General features: G+C 61.1%; 19 protein-coding genes. 5 read left to right on the top strand and 14 right to left on the bottom strand.

The genetic code is table 11. The features are described 5' to 3' along the window. Nucleotides 1-416: 416 nt before the first annotated feature. Entirely contained in the window at nucleotides 417-644 is a 228-nt protein-coding gene (locus C404_RS58305) for a hypothetical protein (protein ID WP_004636880.1), read from the top strand. Nucleotides 645-682: 38 nt separating this feature from the next. On the opposite strand, the gene C404_RS58300 is transcribed toward C404_RS58305, so the two are convergent. The 3 genes from C404_RS58300 to C404_RS58290 are packed head-to-tail and all read right to left on the bottom strand — an operon-like array spanning nucleotide 683 to nucleotide 1,492. Beyond that, nucleotides 683-907, bottom strand: a complete 225-nt coding sequence (locus tag C404_RS58300; RefSeq protein WP_004636881.1) for a hypothetical protein — start codon at nucleotides 905-907, stop codon at nucleotides 683-685. After that, nucleotides 904-1,275 (bottom strand): type II toxin-antitoxin system PemK/MazF family toxin, encoded by a 372-nt coding sequence (locus tag C404_RS58295; RefSeq protein WP_004636884.1) that lies wholly within the window; start codon nucleotides 1,273-1,275, stop codon nucleotides 904-906. The genes C404_RS58300 and C404_RS58295 overlap by 4 nt, the downstream gene beginning before the upstream one ends. Beyond that, nucleotides 1,262-1,492 (bottom strand): hypothetical protein, encoded by a 231-nt coding sequence (locus tag C404_RS58290; RefSeq protein WP_012436847.1) that lies wholly within the window; start codon nucleotides 1,490-1,492, stop codon nucleotides 1,262-1,264. Before C404_RS58290 ends, C404_RS58295 begins: the two co-directional genes overlap by 14 nt. Before the next feature lie 211 nt (nucleotides 1,493-1,703). Here C404_RS58290 and C404_RS58285 point away from each other — a divergent pair, with 211 nt between their 5' ends. Both C404_RS58285 and C404_RS58280 read left to right on the top strand, forming a co-directional pair. Then, on the top strand, nucleotides 1,704-1,994 hold the full coding sequence (locus tag C404_RS58285; protein WP_004636888.1) for a hypothetical protein: 291 nt from the start codon (nucleotides 1,704-1,706) through the stop codon (nucleotides 1,992-1,994). Between the two features lie 8 nt (nucleotides 1,995-2,002). Then, nucleotides 2,003-3,736, top strand: a complete 1,734-nt coding sequence (locus tag C404_RS58280) for a phage integrase family protein (protein WP_004636889.1) — start codon at nucleotides 2,003-2,005, stop codon at nucleotides 3,734-3,736. Between the two features lie 302 nt (nucleotides 3,737-4,038). Here the strand turns inward: C404_RS58280 and C404_RS58275 are convergent, their stop codons facing one another. From C404_RS58275 to C404_RS58240, 9 genes are all read right to left on the bottom strand, one after another. After that, on the bottom strand, nucleotides 4,039-4,488 hold the full coding sequence (locus tag C404_RS58275) for a hypothetical protein (protein WP_004636892.1): 450 nt from the start codon (nucleotides 4,486-4,488) through the stop codon (nucleotides 4,039-4,041). Between the two features lie 151 nt (nucleotides 4,489-4,639). Then, a complete protein-coding gene (locus C404_RS58270; protein WP_021197832.1) occupies nucleotides 4,640-4,852 on the bottom strand; it encodes a hypothetical protein in 213 nt (70 codons plus the stop codon). An 82-nt stretch (nucleotides 4,853-4,934) separates the two neighbouring features. After that, entirely contained in the window at nucleotides 4,935-5,348 is a 414-nt protein-coding gene (locus C404_RS58265) for a hypothetical protein (protein ID WP_004636896.1), read from the bottom strand. 78 nt (nucleotides 5,349-5,426) lie between these two features. Then, nucleotides 5,427-5,783 carry a hypothetical protein gene (locus tag C404_RS58260; RefSeq protein ID WP_004636899.1) on the bottom strand — a complete coding sequence of 119 codons (357 nt, stop codon included), beginning with the start codon at nucleotides 5,781-5,783 and terminating at the stop codon, nucleotides 5,427-5,429. Nucleotides 5,784-5,871: 88 nt separating this feature from the next. Beyond that, on the bottom strand, nucleotides 5,872-6,069 hold the full coding sequence (locus C404_RS59785; RefSeq protein WP_004636900.1) for a hypothetical protein: 198 nt from the start codon (nucleotides 6,067-6,069) through the stop codon (nucleotides 5,872-5,874). 49 nt (nucleotides 6,070-6,118) lie between these two features. Next, entirely contained in the window at nucleotides 6,119-6,424 is a 306-nt protein-coding gene (locus C404_RS58255) for a DUF7673 family protein (protein WP_004636902.1), read from the bottom strand. 51 nt (nucleotides 6,425-6,475) lie between these two features. Next, the gene (locus C404_RS58250) at nucleotides 6,476-6,715 is read right to left on the bottom strand and encodes a plasmid partition protein ParG (RefSeq protein WP_004636903.1); all 240 of its coding nucleotides are present in this window, start codon (nucleotides 6,713-6,715) and stop codon (nucleotides 6,476-6,478) included. Nucleotides 6,716-6,754: 39 nt separating this feature from the next. Next, nucleotides 6,755-7,396, bottom strand: coding sequence for a division plane positioning ATPase MipZ (locus C404_RS58245; protein ID WP_004636905.1), 642 nt, complete (start codon nucleotides 7,394-7,396; stop codon nucleotides 6,755-6,757). Nucleotides 7,397-7,566: 170 nt separating this feature from the next. Further along, nucleotides 7,567-8,316 (bottom strand): hypothetical protein, encoded by a 750-nt coding sequence (locus C404_RS58240; RefSeq protein WP_021197830.1) that lies wholly within the window; start codon nucleotides 8,314-8,316, stop codon nucleotides 7,567-7,569. 682 nt (nucleotides 8,317-8,998) lie between these two features. Between C404_RS58240 and C404_RS58235 the strand changes: the two genes are divergently transcribed. Continuing rightward, entirely contained in the window at nucleotides 8,999-9,754 is a 756-nt protein-coding gene (locus C404_RS58235; RefSeq protein ID WP_004636909.1) for a replication initiation protein, read from the top strand. Nucleotides 9,755-10,165: 411 nt separating this feature from the next. Here the strand turns inward: C404_RS58235 and C404_RS58230 are convergent, their stop codons facing one another. After that, entirely contained in the window at nucleotides 10,166-10,588 is a 423-nt protein-coding gene (locus C404_RS58230) for a hypothetical protein (protein ID WP_004636912.1), read from the bottom strand. Further along, entirely contained in the window at nucleotides 10,566-11,249 is a 684-nt protein-coding gene (locus C404_RS58225) for a hypothetical protein (protein ID WP_021197829.1), read from the bottom strand. Before C404_RS58225 ends, C404_RS58230 begins: the two co-directional genes overlap by 23 nt. Nucleotides 11,250-13,236: 1,987 nt before the next feature. On the opposite strand from C404_RS58225, the gene C404_RS58220 reads away from it, so the two are divergent. Then, the gene (locus C404_RS58220; RefSeq protein ID WP_021197828.1) at nucleotides 13,237-14,958 is read left to right on the top strand and encodes a type IV secretion system DNA-binding domain-containing protein; all 1,722 of its coding nucleotides are present in this window, start codon (nucleotides 13,237-13,239) and stop codon (nucleotides 14,956-14,958) included. Nucleotides 14,959-15,270 lie beyond the last annotated feature (312 nt).

The following is a 15,270-nucleotide window of genomic DNA, read 5'->3' as shown; positions in this document are numbered from 1 at the left end:
AAGTAATCCCATACTGCCTAAACCGGGAAGTCTACAACAATTAGTTCCTGCCACCCCGACCCCCCATTAGGAGGGTTTTCTTTCGCGTCGCCCTTAATCCTCAAAAAGAGTCAACGGATATTTTCCGTTGCCGAAGAACAACAAATGGATTGATATTAGAAAATATCAACTCTGAATTTCGAGAAACTTAATTCTTCGCATATTGGATACCCGATGATTTGCGCAAAACAATATAGCGCGCTTAATCGGAGCGCTACCGTTTAATCTAGCCTACCTGACATCGACTCCAGCCTGCTGGCCTACGTCGCTGTGGGGACGTGCCGGCTGCTGCCGCCCCTCGCCCACCTGCTGGCGGGCGCCCGAGAAACGCGAACTCAATTGAGTTGAGTAAATACACCAAAGAAAGGAGATGCCAATTGGAACAGCAAAAAGAGCCCAGCCTGGCCCCCGTGCTTATTGTGATTGGGGTACTACTCGTTGCAGCGGTGCTCGCCGCCCTTTACTACCGCAGCATAGAAGCGCAGAAGGCTCGTGACCGGCAAATCGCTGCCAGCCTTGCCAGACAGAAGCAGGCTGAGGAGATCAACCGCCAGGAACAGGCCGTCATCAAGAAAGCCCCTCCGCTCAAGCTGCTGCGCGACTGACGAAACGTCAACTCAGGTGAGTTGAGCTGACAAGTGCATCAGTCAATCAGGCGCAGTTGCCCGCGGCGCTCCAGCTGCTCGCGGTCGTCCTGGTCGCTGCAGGGCCTTGCAAGCAGACGGGCAGCGCCGCAGAACGTGCAGATCCAGGTTTCGCCTGCCTGGTTGGCATCGAATGGGGTGAGCTGAACGGTCTCACGGACGTGATCGCGCAGAACACCGCAGGCAGCACAGCCGATCCAGCGGGTGCCGCGGACGGCTCTCATAGGCTCAGCAACAGCCGCAGCGCGTCTTCGACGCGGCGCATGTGGTTCGTGTTCAGCGTCGTGATGGGCTTGTCGCCCATCAGGCGATCGTTCGAGATCGCGCGGATCTGGTCGATCAGCAGATCGGTCGCCTCGTCGACGGCCTGGCCCGGCAGGCGGCCCAGCGCGACACGCAGCGGGAAGCAGTCCTCGCGCTCAACGTCCGAGGTGCCCGGGATGACGATGGTGGTAGCGTGGCCAGCATCGTTTAGCAGGTTGGTCTGAATGACAAGAGCCGGGCGGTTTCGCTTGCCCGGCTCCTGCTTGTGGGTCTGCGGTTCGAAATCGACGGCCCAGACCTGGCCGCGTTTGACTTTAGGCGAGGCCATCGGCAATCGTGCCCTCGATGGCTTGGTTTTCCGCCAGGTGCTTGGCCGACAGCTTGCGCGACAGCGCGGCGATGCGCTCGGCCATCATGCGCTCGTTCTTCTCGCGCACAGCTTCGCGGATGTAGTCGGAACTCTTCAAGCCGGCCTGTTCGGCCAGCGTGCGCGTCTCGGCGACAAAAGCGTCGCCGGCGCGGAAAGACAGGGTGTGGGCTTGCATGTTTCCCTCCATGGGCATGTTCTGACCGAATTTTAGCAGAAAACGTAATACGTAGATGTAAGACAAAAGTGCATACGCTTGGCTCGCTCCCTTGCCGATAAATGCTATTATCGGCATGGCGTTTTAGCCGCAAAAGCGGGGTTTTGCAGAAAGTAGGTCGTAATTTTTGTGTCGTTTAGATCACACGTTAAGTGTGCGCCGGAGGCACTGCATGAAGATCAACGGCCGTTATGGCCCCTTCACCCCCAAGCCAGAACAGGCGCCGTACTACCGCAAGCGGCAGCGACGACAGGAAGCGGCCAGGCGTGAGCAGGTCGCCCAGCGTGCGGCGTGGCTGGACAAACACCGCAGCTGCGCCAACGGATGCGGCCAGCCAGTCGCCTTCTACGACACGATCCACTACGCGCTGCGCTACAGCGGCTGTTGCTCGCCCGAGTGCGAGGCCGAGATGGAGCAACGCGACCGCGCGAGCAGAGAAGATTCGGGCACGCCAATTGAGTAGGTGAGTTGATGAAAAACTCAAATCAAGCCATCGATGTAACCCGTGCCCAGTACGCCGCCATGCGCGCCTGGCTGCAGGGCGTGGCGGCGGTCGACGTGGCCGACCGTTGGCTGTCGTCCGATCCCGACATCGAGTGGACAGAAAGCCTGGCCCTGCGTGCGCTACGCGCGATTCGCGCCACGCTCGCGCAACTGGCGCTGCGTCATGAACAGGAAGCGCTGGCCAGCCTGTTGGCCACCGGGCCGCGCTCAACCACGGCGTTGAACCAGGTGCTCGCAGGCCTGCGGCGCCTGGAAGAATTGGGTACGCCGGCACCGGCGACCAAGCACGACGTGCGTTTGTGGTTTGCTGCACCACTGGCACGCCGGCTGCAGGCCGCCGGCGTGGCCACGCTGGGCGAACTGATGACGCTGGCCAACGATCTGGGCCGAGCCTGGTGGCGCCGTGTGCCACGCATCGGCCCGGCCGCTGCGGCGACCATTGTGCGCACCCTGGCTGCAGCTGAAGCGACACTAGGGCGCCTGGGCGCCCACGTCACTGGCGTATCGTTGCCTGCCGCGCTCCCCTCGCCCGAGCTCGTGCCGCACGCCGGCCGCGCGGTGCCGCTGGAAGCGATCCGCCTGCCGGCGGCCCTCGATGGCCGCGCCGGCATCAACCGGGGCGACACCAACCGCTGCCGCATCGACGCACTCAACGACTACCAGGCAATCCAGACCTGGTTGTCGCTGTGGCCAGCCGGTGGTCACACCTGGCGCGCGTATCGCAAGGAAGCGGAACGCTGCTTGGCCTGGGCCATCCTGGAGCGCGGCAAGGCTTTCAGCGATCTGCTGACCGATGATTGCCTGGCGTACCGGGCTTTCCTGGCACAGAAGGATTTCGGGCCACGCTGGAGCGGGCCGCAGGTCGCACGCACACTGCCGGGCTGGCGGCCGTTCCAAGGGCCGCTGTCGACGCGCAGCCGCGCCTATGCTGAGCAGGTCCTGGCGGCCCTATGCGAGTGGCTGGTTGGCCGCCGCTATCTGGACTCGAACCCATGGGACGGCATGCCAGCGCTGCGTGTGGCTGCACTCGATATCGACATCGAGCGCGCGGTGCCGCCGGCGGTCTGGCAAGCGCTGCAGCCATGGCTAGACGCGCAGGCCGCCGATGACGTGCGCTGGCGTACCATCCGCGCCGCCGTGTTGCTGTTGCACGATTCCGGTATGCGTGTATTCGAGGCCGCCGGCGCCGAACGATCGGGCCTGCGGCCCGCCGGCGGCGATGGCCCGCTGTGGGGTGAGCTACGCATCGTCGGCAAGCGAACCAAGACGCGGATGGTGCCAATCAGCCGCCGCGCACATGACGCACTGGTGGCGCACTGGCGAGATCTGGGGGACGAACACGCTGCAGAGGGCCCGCTGCTGGCACCTGCCGAGCCCTGCACCAGCCCGCGTGCGCTGGCCAAGGCCGCCGACGGCCGCCGTGGCTACAGCGACCGAGGGCTGCGCCACCTGGTTACTCGCGCCGCGGAGGCTTTCCGTGCGCACCTGGAGCAAGCCGACCCAGATCTACGCGCCCAGGCAATCCATCTGCATCCCCATGCGTTCCGGCACGCTTTCGGCACTGCGGGCGCCGAGGCCGGGGTGCCGCTCGATGTGAGGCAAAGCTACCTGGGGCACGCCTCGCCCGCGACTTCGGCGATCTACGACAAGGCCGGTGCCCGCCGGCGCCAACGCGAAGTCGCCAAGCTGTTCAGCGTCTAGCGTCGGGAGTGTCCGCGCCTGGTTAGAGCCGCTAGGGGTCCCCTTGGGGGACATGGAGAGGCGGCGAGGATCTGGGAGGCTGTCGCGCGGCCAGCGCGCCTCGCGGGGCCGAGCAGCGGGGATGACCACCAGGTTGTGCCCGTGGCCACCGGCACCAGGCAAACCACCTCTCTGCAAGCTCGCCTTTCAGCCGCGCAGGTATGCAGAAGAATCATCCAGTGCCGGCACGCCGGCAAATGAAAAAGCGAGAGGGGGAAACCCTCTCGCTTGGTGCTGCGTCGGCACAGAGCCAACTCCACGTGTTAAAACGCGAGCTCGTTATCACCAACGGGTGCATCGGACTTGGGCGGTGCGATGTCGAGCGAGATGCGCGGAGAATTGTCCGCGTTTCGCATGCGACGACCGTACACCTTCAGTCGCGGAGCAGCTTCCCATTCTTCCTTGGTGTACTCATTGCGCACATCAGGCGTCATGGGCAGAACGATCAAATAACCCGTGTAATCGGGCGACTTGGCGTTCTTCTTCTCGGTGCTGCGGAAAAGCCGACCCGAGAAGTGCTGCTGCCCCCTTGCACCCACCGCCAGGTCCAGGAACTGACTTTCACCACTCTCGGCATCCTTCAGGAAGGCTGCCAGCGGGATCTGCGTATCTTCGAGCTTGATGGAGCCCGAGAACAGCGGACCATTTTCAGTGCGGCGATCGTCGGAAACCGGGAACAGGACGGCAGTGGTCTTGGTAGCTGCATTCAACATGATGAACCTCCTTCAAAGGTAAAAGAGGCCATCCGTGGAGCGTCGTTAGACGACCCACGAATGGCAGGACGTCTAAAGACAGGTTCCAGTCTATGGAGCACTTTTGCAGGATGCAAGAAGATTTTTCGGGCGCCCTATTCCCTGTGTTTTCCTAGTGGATGACAGCCGGATAGACGAAATCTGCGTCCGGCGTGAATTCGTATGGTGTCGGGTCGCCCTCGAACAGGACGTAACCCTCCACACCCTTCTCTCGGAGCAGTTTGACCGCGCGTCGCGTGTTCGCGACGACGAACTCATCAATGACACCTGGGTCGACGGGCTTGCCGCCGCTCGATGCCCCGTCACCCCTGATTAGACAAGTCATGTCTTTTCCAGAGCCGACCTTTCGTCCGAAAATTTGGTTCTTCATCGTGACCCTTCCGCAATTACTCACACAGTGGCTCGCGTCAGCGCGTTTTGACCTGCGCTCGCACTGTTGCAATGTGTTCGGGTTGAACAGCGAATTCGGCATACTCCAGCTCCAAAAATTTCATCATCGCAACGATGCGGTGGCGACCGTCCGTCAGACTTGCTCGTCCCTGCTCCACGCCCATCCACGGTGTGTAGCACCAGCCTTCGCTTAAATCCCGCCGAACACGACTCCACCGTGCCGGATTGAGGTTCAACTGCTCGTTGTCCGGCAACGTTGCGAGGGCGGCGCGCAGATCTATGGTGACGATCTCAAAACTGTGGCACAGCGGAGGAACCCGAAATTCAAGATCACGTGTCGGGTAATCATGCTTCAAGCAAGGTGGCATGTCCGCCATCGTCTTAAACCGATACCACTCGTCGCCTGCAGCGAATCTCATGTAAAAGTACATCGACACGCCTGCAGGAACTGGCGGCAATCTTTTTACTGGCATTGTTCAGCCCTTCTTCCGGTTCTTGCACGCAGCTGGTCACTGTTGCACTGTTCGTTCGCGCAGATAGTAGAGGTATACAAGGCTGATGGGCGCCAGGAAAACGGCTAAGCACCAGCACGCCATCATGGTGGCGAGCTTCCCCAGCGACACCCAGAGAACGCCCAGCATGAACTTGGTATCCCCCATGATGAAGCCCCAAACTCGTTCATAGAGGAACCGTGCATACGGGTACAGCAGGGTGTTCACCACGGCGAGCAGGAACATCCCACCGCTGCCGGGCTGGTGATTCACCTGGGCGAACAGCATGAGCGGGAAAATCAGGGCAAAGCAAAGGTGGCGCAGGTAGTACGGAAGCGTTAGCCCACCGAGCGACTTTTCGATTACGGCATACATTTCATCCTCCATCCATCTGGTTGTCATTGGCGAGGTTCGACAGGCACTCGCAAATCCTGATCCTCCAGGATGCCCGGCCCATCTCTATCTAGCGATTGTCCTTGACGCCAGCAGCAACAAGCCGCTCTGCGTCATTGGCCGACAAGACTGCTCTTGCCGCCCCATATGCGAACACTGGTCCCATCGGGTGACCGCCTTCGATGGAAACCTTAGAAAAGTCCACGCAGAAGGTCACGCTATCGAGAATGAGCGTGTTGGGCGGATGAATTCCGAGATCCTTAACCATTTTTTGTCCTCTTTTCCTTATGCCGGTGCGGCCGGCGTTCCCCTGGGAATCACTGACCTTCTTCGGATACCAGTTCCGGCCGCCACGCCCTGACAATGGCCTCAAATTGCGAGCCGTAGCCCAAGGTGTCCGGATAGTGGTTGTTCCGTGCGGCATAGCCAAACACGACCACCACGTCCTCCACGATCTCGTCGTCGAGCCCCCAGGTCACGGTGATATCGAACCCACCGCATTGGCCCGGGTTCCACCATGCCAACAGAAAGTCGGCGACACGTCGGCTCTGCCCGCTGTCGCGCATCGCGTGCGAGATCAGGCGTTCCAGGGCGGCTCGTTCTGCATCCGTCATCTTGGCCATGCTTTCCTCATGAGTTGAGTTATTGGGTTAAGCCGTTGAGTTGAGCATCAGCTAGCTGATTTCCTTGCGGATCAGACCGCGCACGAGATCTGCGATGGAAATGCCCGCCTCAACTGCTCGCATCTTCAAACGCCGATGTTCGTCCGGGTCCAGGTCGAAGTTCACGCGCACGGGCTTAAGGGGCCGGTTTCCGACCTGCGACTGGACCATCGCAGCGCCGCCGACAAATTCGTCCCGCGACACCGGCTTACCGGCATCGGAGCTCTTGGTGGCAATCTTAAATTTACTCATTTGCGTAACTCAAAAGAGTTGTTACTTAAACACTCACGCCTACGCGGCGACCTCAAAGAATTCCTGGGCGAGCAGCTGGATCTCGGCGCACGCCTGGGAATTACTCAACTCAACCACTCCATTTCCGTTGAGTAACGCATCACGGTAGACCTTCCGGTCGCGGATGATGGTGTCCGCCAGTTCGAGCTGATCGAACTGGCTTAGCGCCTCGCGCGCGTCGTCCACCTCTCGAATCGTCGGATTGGACGGCGCCATCGACAGCACCGCGAAGGCCTTCAGGTCGGGATTCAGGCCTCGGGCCAAGCTGACTAGTTCGTTGACCTTCGGCAGCGTCTCCAGATCGGCCTGGCTGGCGCGGGTAGGCACCAGCAACAGGTTGGAAACAGCCATTGCCGACCGCATTTCGCGGGAATCGCGGCCGCCGGCGTCTACCACAATCACCTGGTAGCGCCGCGATAAATCGCGCAGCGTCGCCGCGACATCGCCCGTCCGCTGGATACACGGCACCGCTGGGCCGATACCCGCTTCGTCGCGTCGTTCGGAAAACCGAGCGCATGTCGCTTGGCCATCGGTATCGACCAGGACAACATCGACATTCTGGCGAACCAGATGCACGGCGATGTTGCTGGCAATGGTGGACTTCCCCGTACCGCCCTTCTCTGCTGCCACAAGCACGATCATACTCACATCATCACCTCATTTGAGTTGAGTAACAGAGTTAAGTATAAGAGTAGCGCATCACTTTATCAACTCATTTGAGTTGATGAGTTGCGTATATGCGTCACTCTTTTGAGTTGAGTGTTTAAGTGCTTCAATCGCATTGATGCGCTGAGTTGAGTTTTTACGCGGAGCTAGTCCTGGCCATCGTCCTGCGCGCACACGGCCATGGCGCCGTGCTTGGGGCAGAGGGGCGCCCCGACGAGATCTAACCACTTCCGAGAAGTCCGGGCCGTGTAGCCGCAGCTTCCGCACTTGCACTTGATGTGCCGCCGCGTCTGTTTCTTCGGCGCCGTCGTCTTGATCCCTGGCGCCTCGCCATCGTCCGAGCTATCTGCGTCTGGCCTGGTCCGCAAGCGCGCATGCGGCAGTGGCCCGGCCTCGTCCAGGATTGGCGTGACACTTTCCTCAAAGCGCGGGCCGGCCGTCGTTGATCGCATCGGACCCTTCAGGCCAATCCCGACCGCAACATCCCGAAAGGGCTTGCGGTGGCCAGCATCGAGGCCGACCGCGGCGTGCACGAGCTCGTGCGCAAGGATCGCGGCGACTTGCATGGGCATCAGGTCGGCCGACTCCACCAGGTCAGGCCGAATGAAGATCTCGAAGTGTGCATCTTCGCTGCAGCTGGTGTCCCAGCACTCGCCAATCCGCTTACCGCGCTGGCCTGTCGACGTGAATCCGATGGCGATCCGAATCCGACCAGGCAGCGGGGCATCGAGCGCTGCGAACATTGGCGCCATGCGGCGTGCAACGTGGTTCAACCAGGCTTCACGATTGGCATGGCGCATCAGCTTTCCCCTCCCGATGGAATGTGTCGCCATTATCGCGATGAGTACGTGTACACGCTCTATGTTTTTCACTCCGAGCGCTTTTTTGGACCGCATAGACCCATCCAGGACACCCCGGAGGGTCAACCAGCCCGAAAAAAACGCTCTGAGCGCCCGTATACGCGTCCTAGAGCCCTCGCGGTGGCCGACCCGACCCTCTCTCTGCCAGCAACTTGCCTTGGATGAGCGGAAATGTGCTTGCGCGCGCCGTCGCGCCCGGATTGAGGCGCCCGGGGACCCGCGCCGAAGGCGTGGGGAGAGCGCCGACCCGGCGTAGCCGGGGCAATCCGGCTCTGCGGTTGTGCTGGCGATCGGGGCAGTCAAGCGCGCTTGCGCGCGTGATAGCCCCGCGTGCGGGGCGTCGATGAACAACCCTCACGGGTGGGCGCGAAGCGCCCGGGTGGGGTTAAAGGTCGCGGCGGGACGGTTATCCACAGGTAAGCCTCGCACGCGTGTTTTTGGTTTACGTTTTACCGTTTTTAAATCGTTTTAGACGGCGTAACTCATTGATTTAACGTGGCAAAAACGGCCTCATTGGGTCTTTTTCCGGGTCTATTGGGCCTTTTCCCGGGCGCAAAGTGGTCATTTTCCGGGTTTCTAGGTCTTTTTCCGGGTGCTGTCCACAGGAGCACTGGGACATTTTCCGGGTGCCATCCACAGGTGGCATGCAACAGTTGTTGACCCAATACGCCAATTGGGCTATGTTTGTTGGTGTCCCAATACCCCGGAAGATGACCCAATGGTAGTCGAGGAAGACAAGCCGGTCGCGTACAGCGAGCCGGCGCTGGCCGAACGCAACGTCACCATGAGCAACGCGCTCACGCGGGCAGCACACAGCCTGACGTTGGCCGAAAAGCGGTTAATTGCAGCGTGCATCGCAAAGAACGACTCGATCCCGTTTGTCGAGCTGCGAAGGGAAGGCGCCTGGCGGGTGCGGCTCTCTGCGGCCGAGTACGCCGAGGCCTTCGGCGTGGATGCCAACACGGCATACGAGCAGCTGCAGGGGGCTAGCGACAGCCTGTTCAACCGCTACGTGCGCACGGTGCGGGAAACCCGCAGAGGGCCGGAGGAATTCAAGTTCCGCTGGGTGGGTAGTGCGAAGTATCACAAGGGCGAGGGCTGGATCGAACTGGTCTGGTTCCAGGAAGTGGTGCCGCACCTGTTCGGCTTGCGCCAGGAATTCACGACCTACAAGCTGCGCCAGGCGGCCGCTCTGCGCTCGGTCTACGCCTGGCGCCTGTTCGAGTGCTTCAAGTCCTGGGCGGCCACCGGCCGATACACGCCGACGATCGAGGAATTTCATCGGGCAATGGATGCGTCCGAAAGCCAGCGCAAGAACTTCAAGGATCTGCGCCGGCGCGTCATCGAGCCGGCCGTGAAGGAGCTGCGGGAGAAAAACGGCCTGCACATCGAATGGGAACCCGAGACGGCCGGTCGCAAAGTCGTCAAGCTGGACTTCCGGTTTCGCGTCTCGCCCCAAGGGGCGCTTTTCTGATAGGTGGCGGCCCAGGTGCCGCCAACTTCACCCGGAAAATGTCCCAATAGCCGTGTCCCAGGTCGGAGCAGGGGCGGCGAGCCGACGCCGGCCGTACGCATCCACACGCCCGAACCAACCCGGAAAATGTCCCAATAGGCCTCCGCAGCAACGGCGAGGCAGCTGCTGCTGACCGTCAGGTCAGCGGCAACTGCCGATTGCAGCCAACCCGGAAAATGTCCCAATGGCTTGTCCCAGTAGTGCGGCCAGAAGGTTAGCGAGGACTTGCTGCATTTTCCGGGTTGCCGCCGGCGACCCGGAAAATGTCCCAATACAATCCTGCGGACGCCCGGATCGACGTGGCCAGCGTGCCGCTGGCCACGTCGGGCGCAGCGGATCGCAACCCGGAAAATGTCCCAATGGATCGTCGGCCTAGCTGGATTGCTTCCCGCTGCTGGGACCGAACCTGACTCCGTTTTGCAATTCGGCCAGTTGCTGCGCCCGGCGTTCGAGCATCTTTTTTCCGACCTTCTCCATGACGGCAGGATCGGCGTCGCAGACGTCGATCATGGCGCTGATGATTTCCGGCAGATCGATGACCGGCCGGATGGAGGTGCATTCCTTCATCCGCCGCTTGGCCCGCAGGAAGCTGTCGTGAAAGATCAGCACCGCCTTGACCCCGGGCGTTTTCTCCTTGGCCTTGGGCACGATCTTGCGCACGCCAAACGCCTCCGATTCGTCGTCGGCCTCCCACTCAGCGCGAGTAAAGACGACGGTATCAGGCTCGGCCGCCCCATCGTGAATCGGGGGAAGTACAACGAGCGCGTCGTTGTCATGCGGCTTCTGATTGTCCATGCTTCATTTCCTCCTGGTCCTTGAACCAATCGATGACTGTGTAATCGTCGTCGGCGACACGCCGAACGTAGGGTAGGGCGGCGGGCAAGATGAGCGCGGTCGGATCTCGGCCGGCGCGCTCCCACTCCCTGGCGAGCGTAGCGACCAACTTGCCGACCTGGACGCGGGTTGCGCCAAAGCCTGGTGTCTTGAACAGCGACTGGATTACCGCCTGCACCTCCTGCTCCGCCCGCGGCGAGCGGGCGAGTTGTCGGACGGCAGCGCGCCAGGTGTCAAAGCGCTGGTTGGTCATCCGCCAAGTCAGGCGGACGCCGCCGCCATGATTCCGATCACGTGGCAGCCGCAGGAGTTCGTAGTCGTCCACGCGGATGCGCGTGGACGACTCCAGGGCATCGCGTAGCGGCTCCATCTGCCTGGCCGGGTGGTCACCATCGGACACGAGCAAGAACCAGTGCAGCGTCCCGTTCTTGGCCAGGTCGGCAAGGATCAGCCGCGCATTGCCCTTGCCGAGCCGTTTCCGGTAGGCCCGTTGGTCGCGGTTCAGCGCGACCTCATAGCGTTCCGCGAACTTTTGACAGAACGCCAATGCCTTCTCGGCCGGAACCTGTGCGGCCGTGTAATGGCAATAGCCATGCCGGACAGAATCCAACAGGCGTTGCATTAGGAGCGTCTTGTATCGGATGACCAAAAAAGTTGTCGGGCGCATGCACAAAAAGAGAGCGTGTACACGCTCTTATCTAGCGATCCGCCGCAACGGTCTGACGACCATTCCGGCGGACCGATTCCAACATAATAAAAATCCAACCCAGGCAAAGGAATCCAGTCAGTTGGAACGCATCGCGTTCCAACCTGATTATAAGAGATTCCGCGCGAAGCGCGTGCGGCCAACATATCACGCTACAATGTGATTGCTGACCGCCACAAGCGGCCCACGCGCGCAAGTATCACCTGCGTTGCCGAGGCCGCCACAAGCGGCCAGCAACGCAGCACGAGGGCGACCAACCCTTTGCAGTACGTAGTACAGGACCGGTCGCCCGAAGTGGTAATTGCGCGCGAGCGAAATTACACGGATTGGGGGCAGACCACCGCGACGTTTTGGGGGCTGACCATCCCCAAAATTCCACTCACTTCACACGAAGCTGTATGGCTCTAGATGCGGGCTTACCACCTGCGTCGAGTACGCCGAAGTCGTATGCGCGTAATGGCGCTGGTACGACTACGACGAGCGCTGGACGGTGTAACTCCGTCCTTCGACTCAATCCCCGGGAGGGGCGAGTTTGGGCGACACGGAAACGGGCTCAGCGAGGAAATGCGCTGAGTTCCTGTGTAGCGTGAAAGCGGTAGACGGTGGCTGTCTGCACCGTCGTTAGCACCGCCCAGGGGCTGCGGGAGACCGTAGAACCTGTGCCACACACGTAGGCTGCTGAGGCGTTCCGAAAGGGCGCAGGCGTGCAAGGGGAAACCTGGCGCACGCGGCACCTACCGGCGCAAGCTGGTGGGGTCGCTGTATAGCTTAAGCGTGTAAATGCGGCCGAAGAGGTCGCTATGTGGTGGGGCATCAAGCCTGTCTGAAGACGAAGCTGTTGATGGCACAACAGGTAAGCGAGCCGCTTTGGAATCTCGGGCCGCTGAAAACCTAATGGGTGAGAGGGAACACCTCACTGTTGTTGCTGGAGGCGCAGGCGTGAAGTCCTGGCGCGCAGTTTGGCGTCAGTAGCGTTGCACTAACGTGGGAATCGCTAAGGCCATAACCGGGCTGGTAACCCGGTGGCTATGCGAGGGAGAGTGGTTGAGTAGGGCCGCGTGGCGCAAGCCACGTAGCTGTTTGTCGCGATTCGTCTGAAGCGCAAACAGCAGGCGCAAGCCTGTCCGAAAGACTGCGGCGTACGCAAGTGTGAAGTTAGCGGGGTGGTTCCCGCGGTGGTTGTTGGAACGGGCGCGGCTGGTACCCGCGCCCGGACCGAATGGGTAATTCGGTGTCCTCCAACGTGTAATTGAACCCTTGAAAAAGGAGCTACGAAGATGGCAATTGCCAACACCCGGCCGGGCGGATACCCGGCATCGGCAACGGCACCGCCTAGCGGTGCCGGCGTCAGTCTGCAAGCCAGCGCAGTGAGCTGGAGTCAAACCGATAGCAGTTGGATCGGCAGGCAGTTCGGTCGCCCGTATGGGGCCGGTGGCAGCAAAAACGACAGTCCACCATGGCTGTCTCGGCACGCTGATCGCGGTTGGATCAGCGGTCAAATCAGTCCGGCCGTATGGACTGATTGCAGTACAGCAGTGGGCGCCTCGGCGCCGAAAAGTCAACCCGGCAGCAATCAGGCCGGTGGGAATGGCAGCGATGTTTTCGCTGTCGGCAAACAGTGGTCCGGCGCTACCGCGTCGTGCTCGCTGTGGCAATCCGGGCGTTGACCTGGAGAGTCAGTTGTCAAACGGGCCACAAGCCCGCGTCAGGGTCGATGGTGTGGGAAACCATCGTCTTGCAGTACGGCCGTAGACCGTTATCTACCCGGTCCAGTGGTGATGCCCTATGGCGGATCTGCTGTGCTCTATTTGCAGTTGACTGGCCTAAACCAGAGGGGGATTTCCCCCTCTGGTTTCACCGTTTTCTAACAAGATGAGGTAGACGTATGCTCGGACACCTTGGAATGCACGCATGGGTCGGCAAGGCAATCATGGCCCTGCTGGCGTGGTCGAGTCCGTGGTATTGGATCGTGCTCGCCGTGGCGTTGGCCACGGTCGGACTGCTGCATCCCGTGCCGTGGACATTGAAGGACGACGAGGACTCATTCGTCGCTCATCTTGTGTTGTGGGTCCGCAAAGCGGCGGCATACACCGCGCTTTGGGGCATCTTGGCGATACCGTTGTTGGTGTATTGCACCTTCGTTCTCTCGGCTGACACGTCTTCTGGGCAAGCGTCCAGCGTGTTCCTGGAGTGGGGCGCTGATCGTCTGGGCCGCTACTGGATGATGGTCGCGGGAGCGTTCGTGGTCGGCCTGGCGCTGCGGTTCCTGTGGGACCGCTACGCTGTTCCAGTGCTTTCAAAGTATTGGCGGTCGCTTCGCATCGAGCAGGAGACGGACAAACTTGTCGATGCGCGGGAGGAAGTCGCCACGCTCAAGGCGAAGGATTTCAAGCCGGAGGATTACTTTGTCGACGGCAAAATCTTCTACGGCTTGGATGATGACGGCCAGCCGATCTACTTCGATTTGGACAGGTTCCGCACGACGCACCACGCCATCCTCGGCCCGACAAACTACGGCAAGGGCATCGTGCTGCAGAGCATCTTCAAGCAGTGCATTCGGTTTGGCTTCGGCATTTTTTACGTCGATCCGAAGGGCGACAACTGGCTGCCGTACCTGCTGCAGAACGAAGCGAAGGCGGCCGGTCGCCGCTTCGTCTATCTCGATTTGAATCCGGAAGGGCGTGGTGTTTGGCATCCGTTCCTGGGTGGCGCATTCCGCCAACGGCGCACTCGCATCGTGCGCGCATTCAACCTGGAATCCTTCGGCACGGACGCCGATGTGCACAAGGCGAAGGAGCGCGGGCTGCTCGATGACGCGCTCGAAGGCACCGACGGCACGATCAAGTCGCTGTTGGAATACGTGAAAAAGAACGCCGAAACAGGGCGCGACAACCTGTCGACCTTGCGCGATTCCTTGCGTGAATGGTCGCGTGTCGACACGTTCTCACAGTCCGTGAAGCGCAAGGGCCATTCGATCGAACAGTGCCTGATGAACAACGCGATTGTGTATGTGCGTGGTGACCTAGCCGACCCGGTGATTAAGGCCGCGACCAAGGCATACATATCGGAACTGGTGACGGAAATTAAGCGGCTCGATGCGACGCGGCCGGCGCACGTTGTGCTCGGCATTGACGAGCTGAAGTTCCTGGCCTGCGCGGAAATCAATGAGGCGCTGGCCACGATCCGACAGCACCAGTGCAACATGCTGCTGGCCGCGCAGTCGATTGCGAACCTGGAAGCACCGGACGACAAGCGGCTCGATGGCAAGGCGCTGGCACGGGAATTCGAGGTCAACACGCCGATCAAGTTCGTCTACCGCGCCGCCGACGAGCGCACTGCCGAGTGGGCGGAAAACCTGTCGGCGGGGCAATGGCTCAATGTGGTGCAACGCGAGCAGACGAAGGCGAACAAACACGGGGGCGAGCAGTGGGAAGCGAATCGGACGGTTGGCAAAGAGGAGCAGCCGGTCGTTTCGCGCAATACGTTGCTGAATCTGCCTGAGCGCATCGCCATTGCTTACATGCCAGGCCGGATTGCTTCCAAGCTGTACACCTGCCACACGCAAATTGACAACAGTGTCGCATCGTGGAAAAAGCCGGAGGAAGACACAACGATGGCGGCATAGCAACCAGGCGGCTCGCCAGGTGCGCATGCACCTGGTGCGCGGCGCCGGCGGCGGTGCGCATGGTTCGGTGCCGGCCGCGCCGGCGCTGAACCGGGCGAGCCGCGCGCCTCTGTCTCTGCCATGGCCGCACTTGGTGGCCACCGTCAGAAATATCCCGTTCCGCTCGCCAGCTGCGCGATAGTGCGGCTGGCAACGGCGAAGGGCTCCAGCGTTTTCCTGGAATATGAACGAACAAAGGGCGGGAACCGAAAGGTTCCCGCCCTTTGTTTTGGCCTGGCGCCGCACGCCCGGCGCCGCCGCCTAGCGGCCGCG

The organism is Ralstonia sp. AU12-08 (assembly GCF_000442475.1).
In the GTDB taxonomy this organism is placed as follows: domain Bacteria; phylum Pseudomonadota; class Gammaproteobacteria; order Burkholderiales; family Burkholderiaceae; genus Ralstonia; species Ralstonia insidiosa.
Note: the sequence above shows the minus strand (reverse complement) of the source record. Positions and strands in the feature narration are given on the sequence as shown.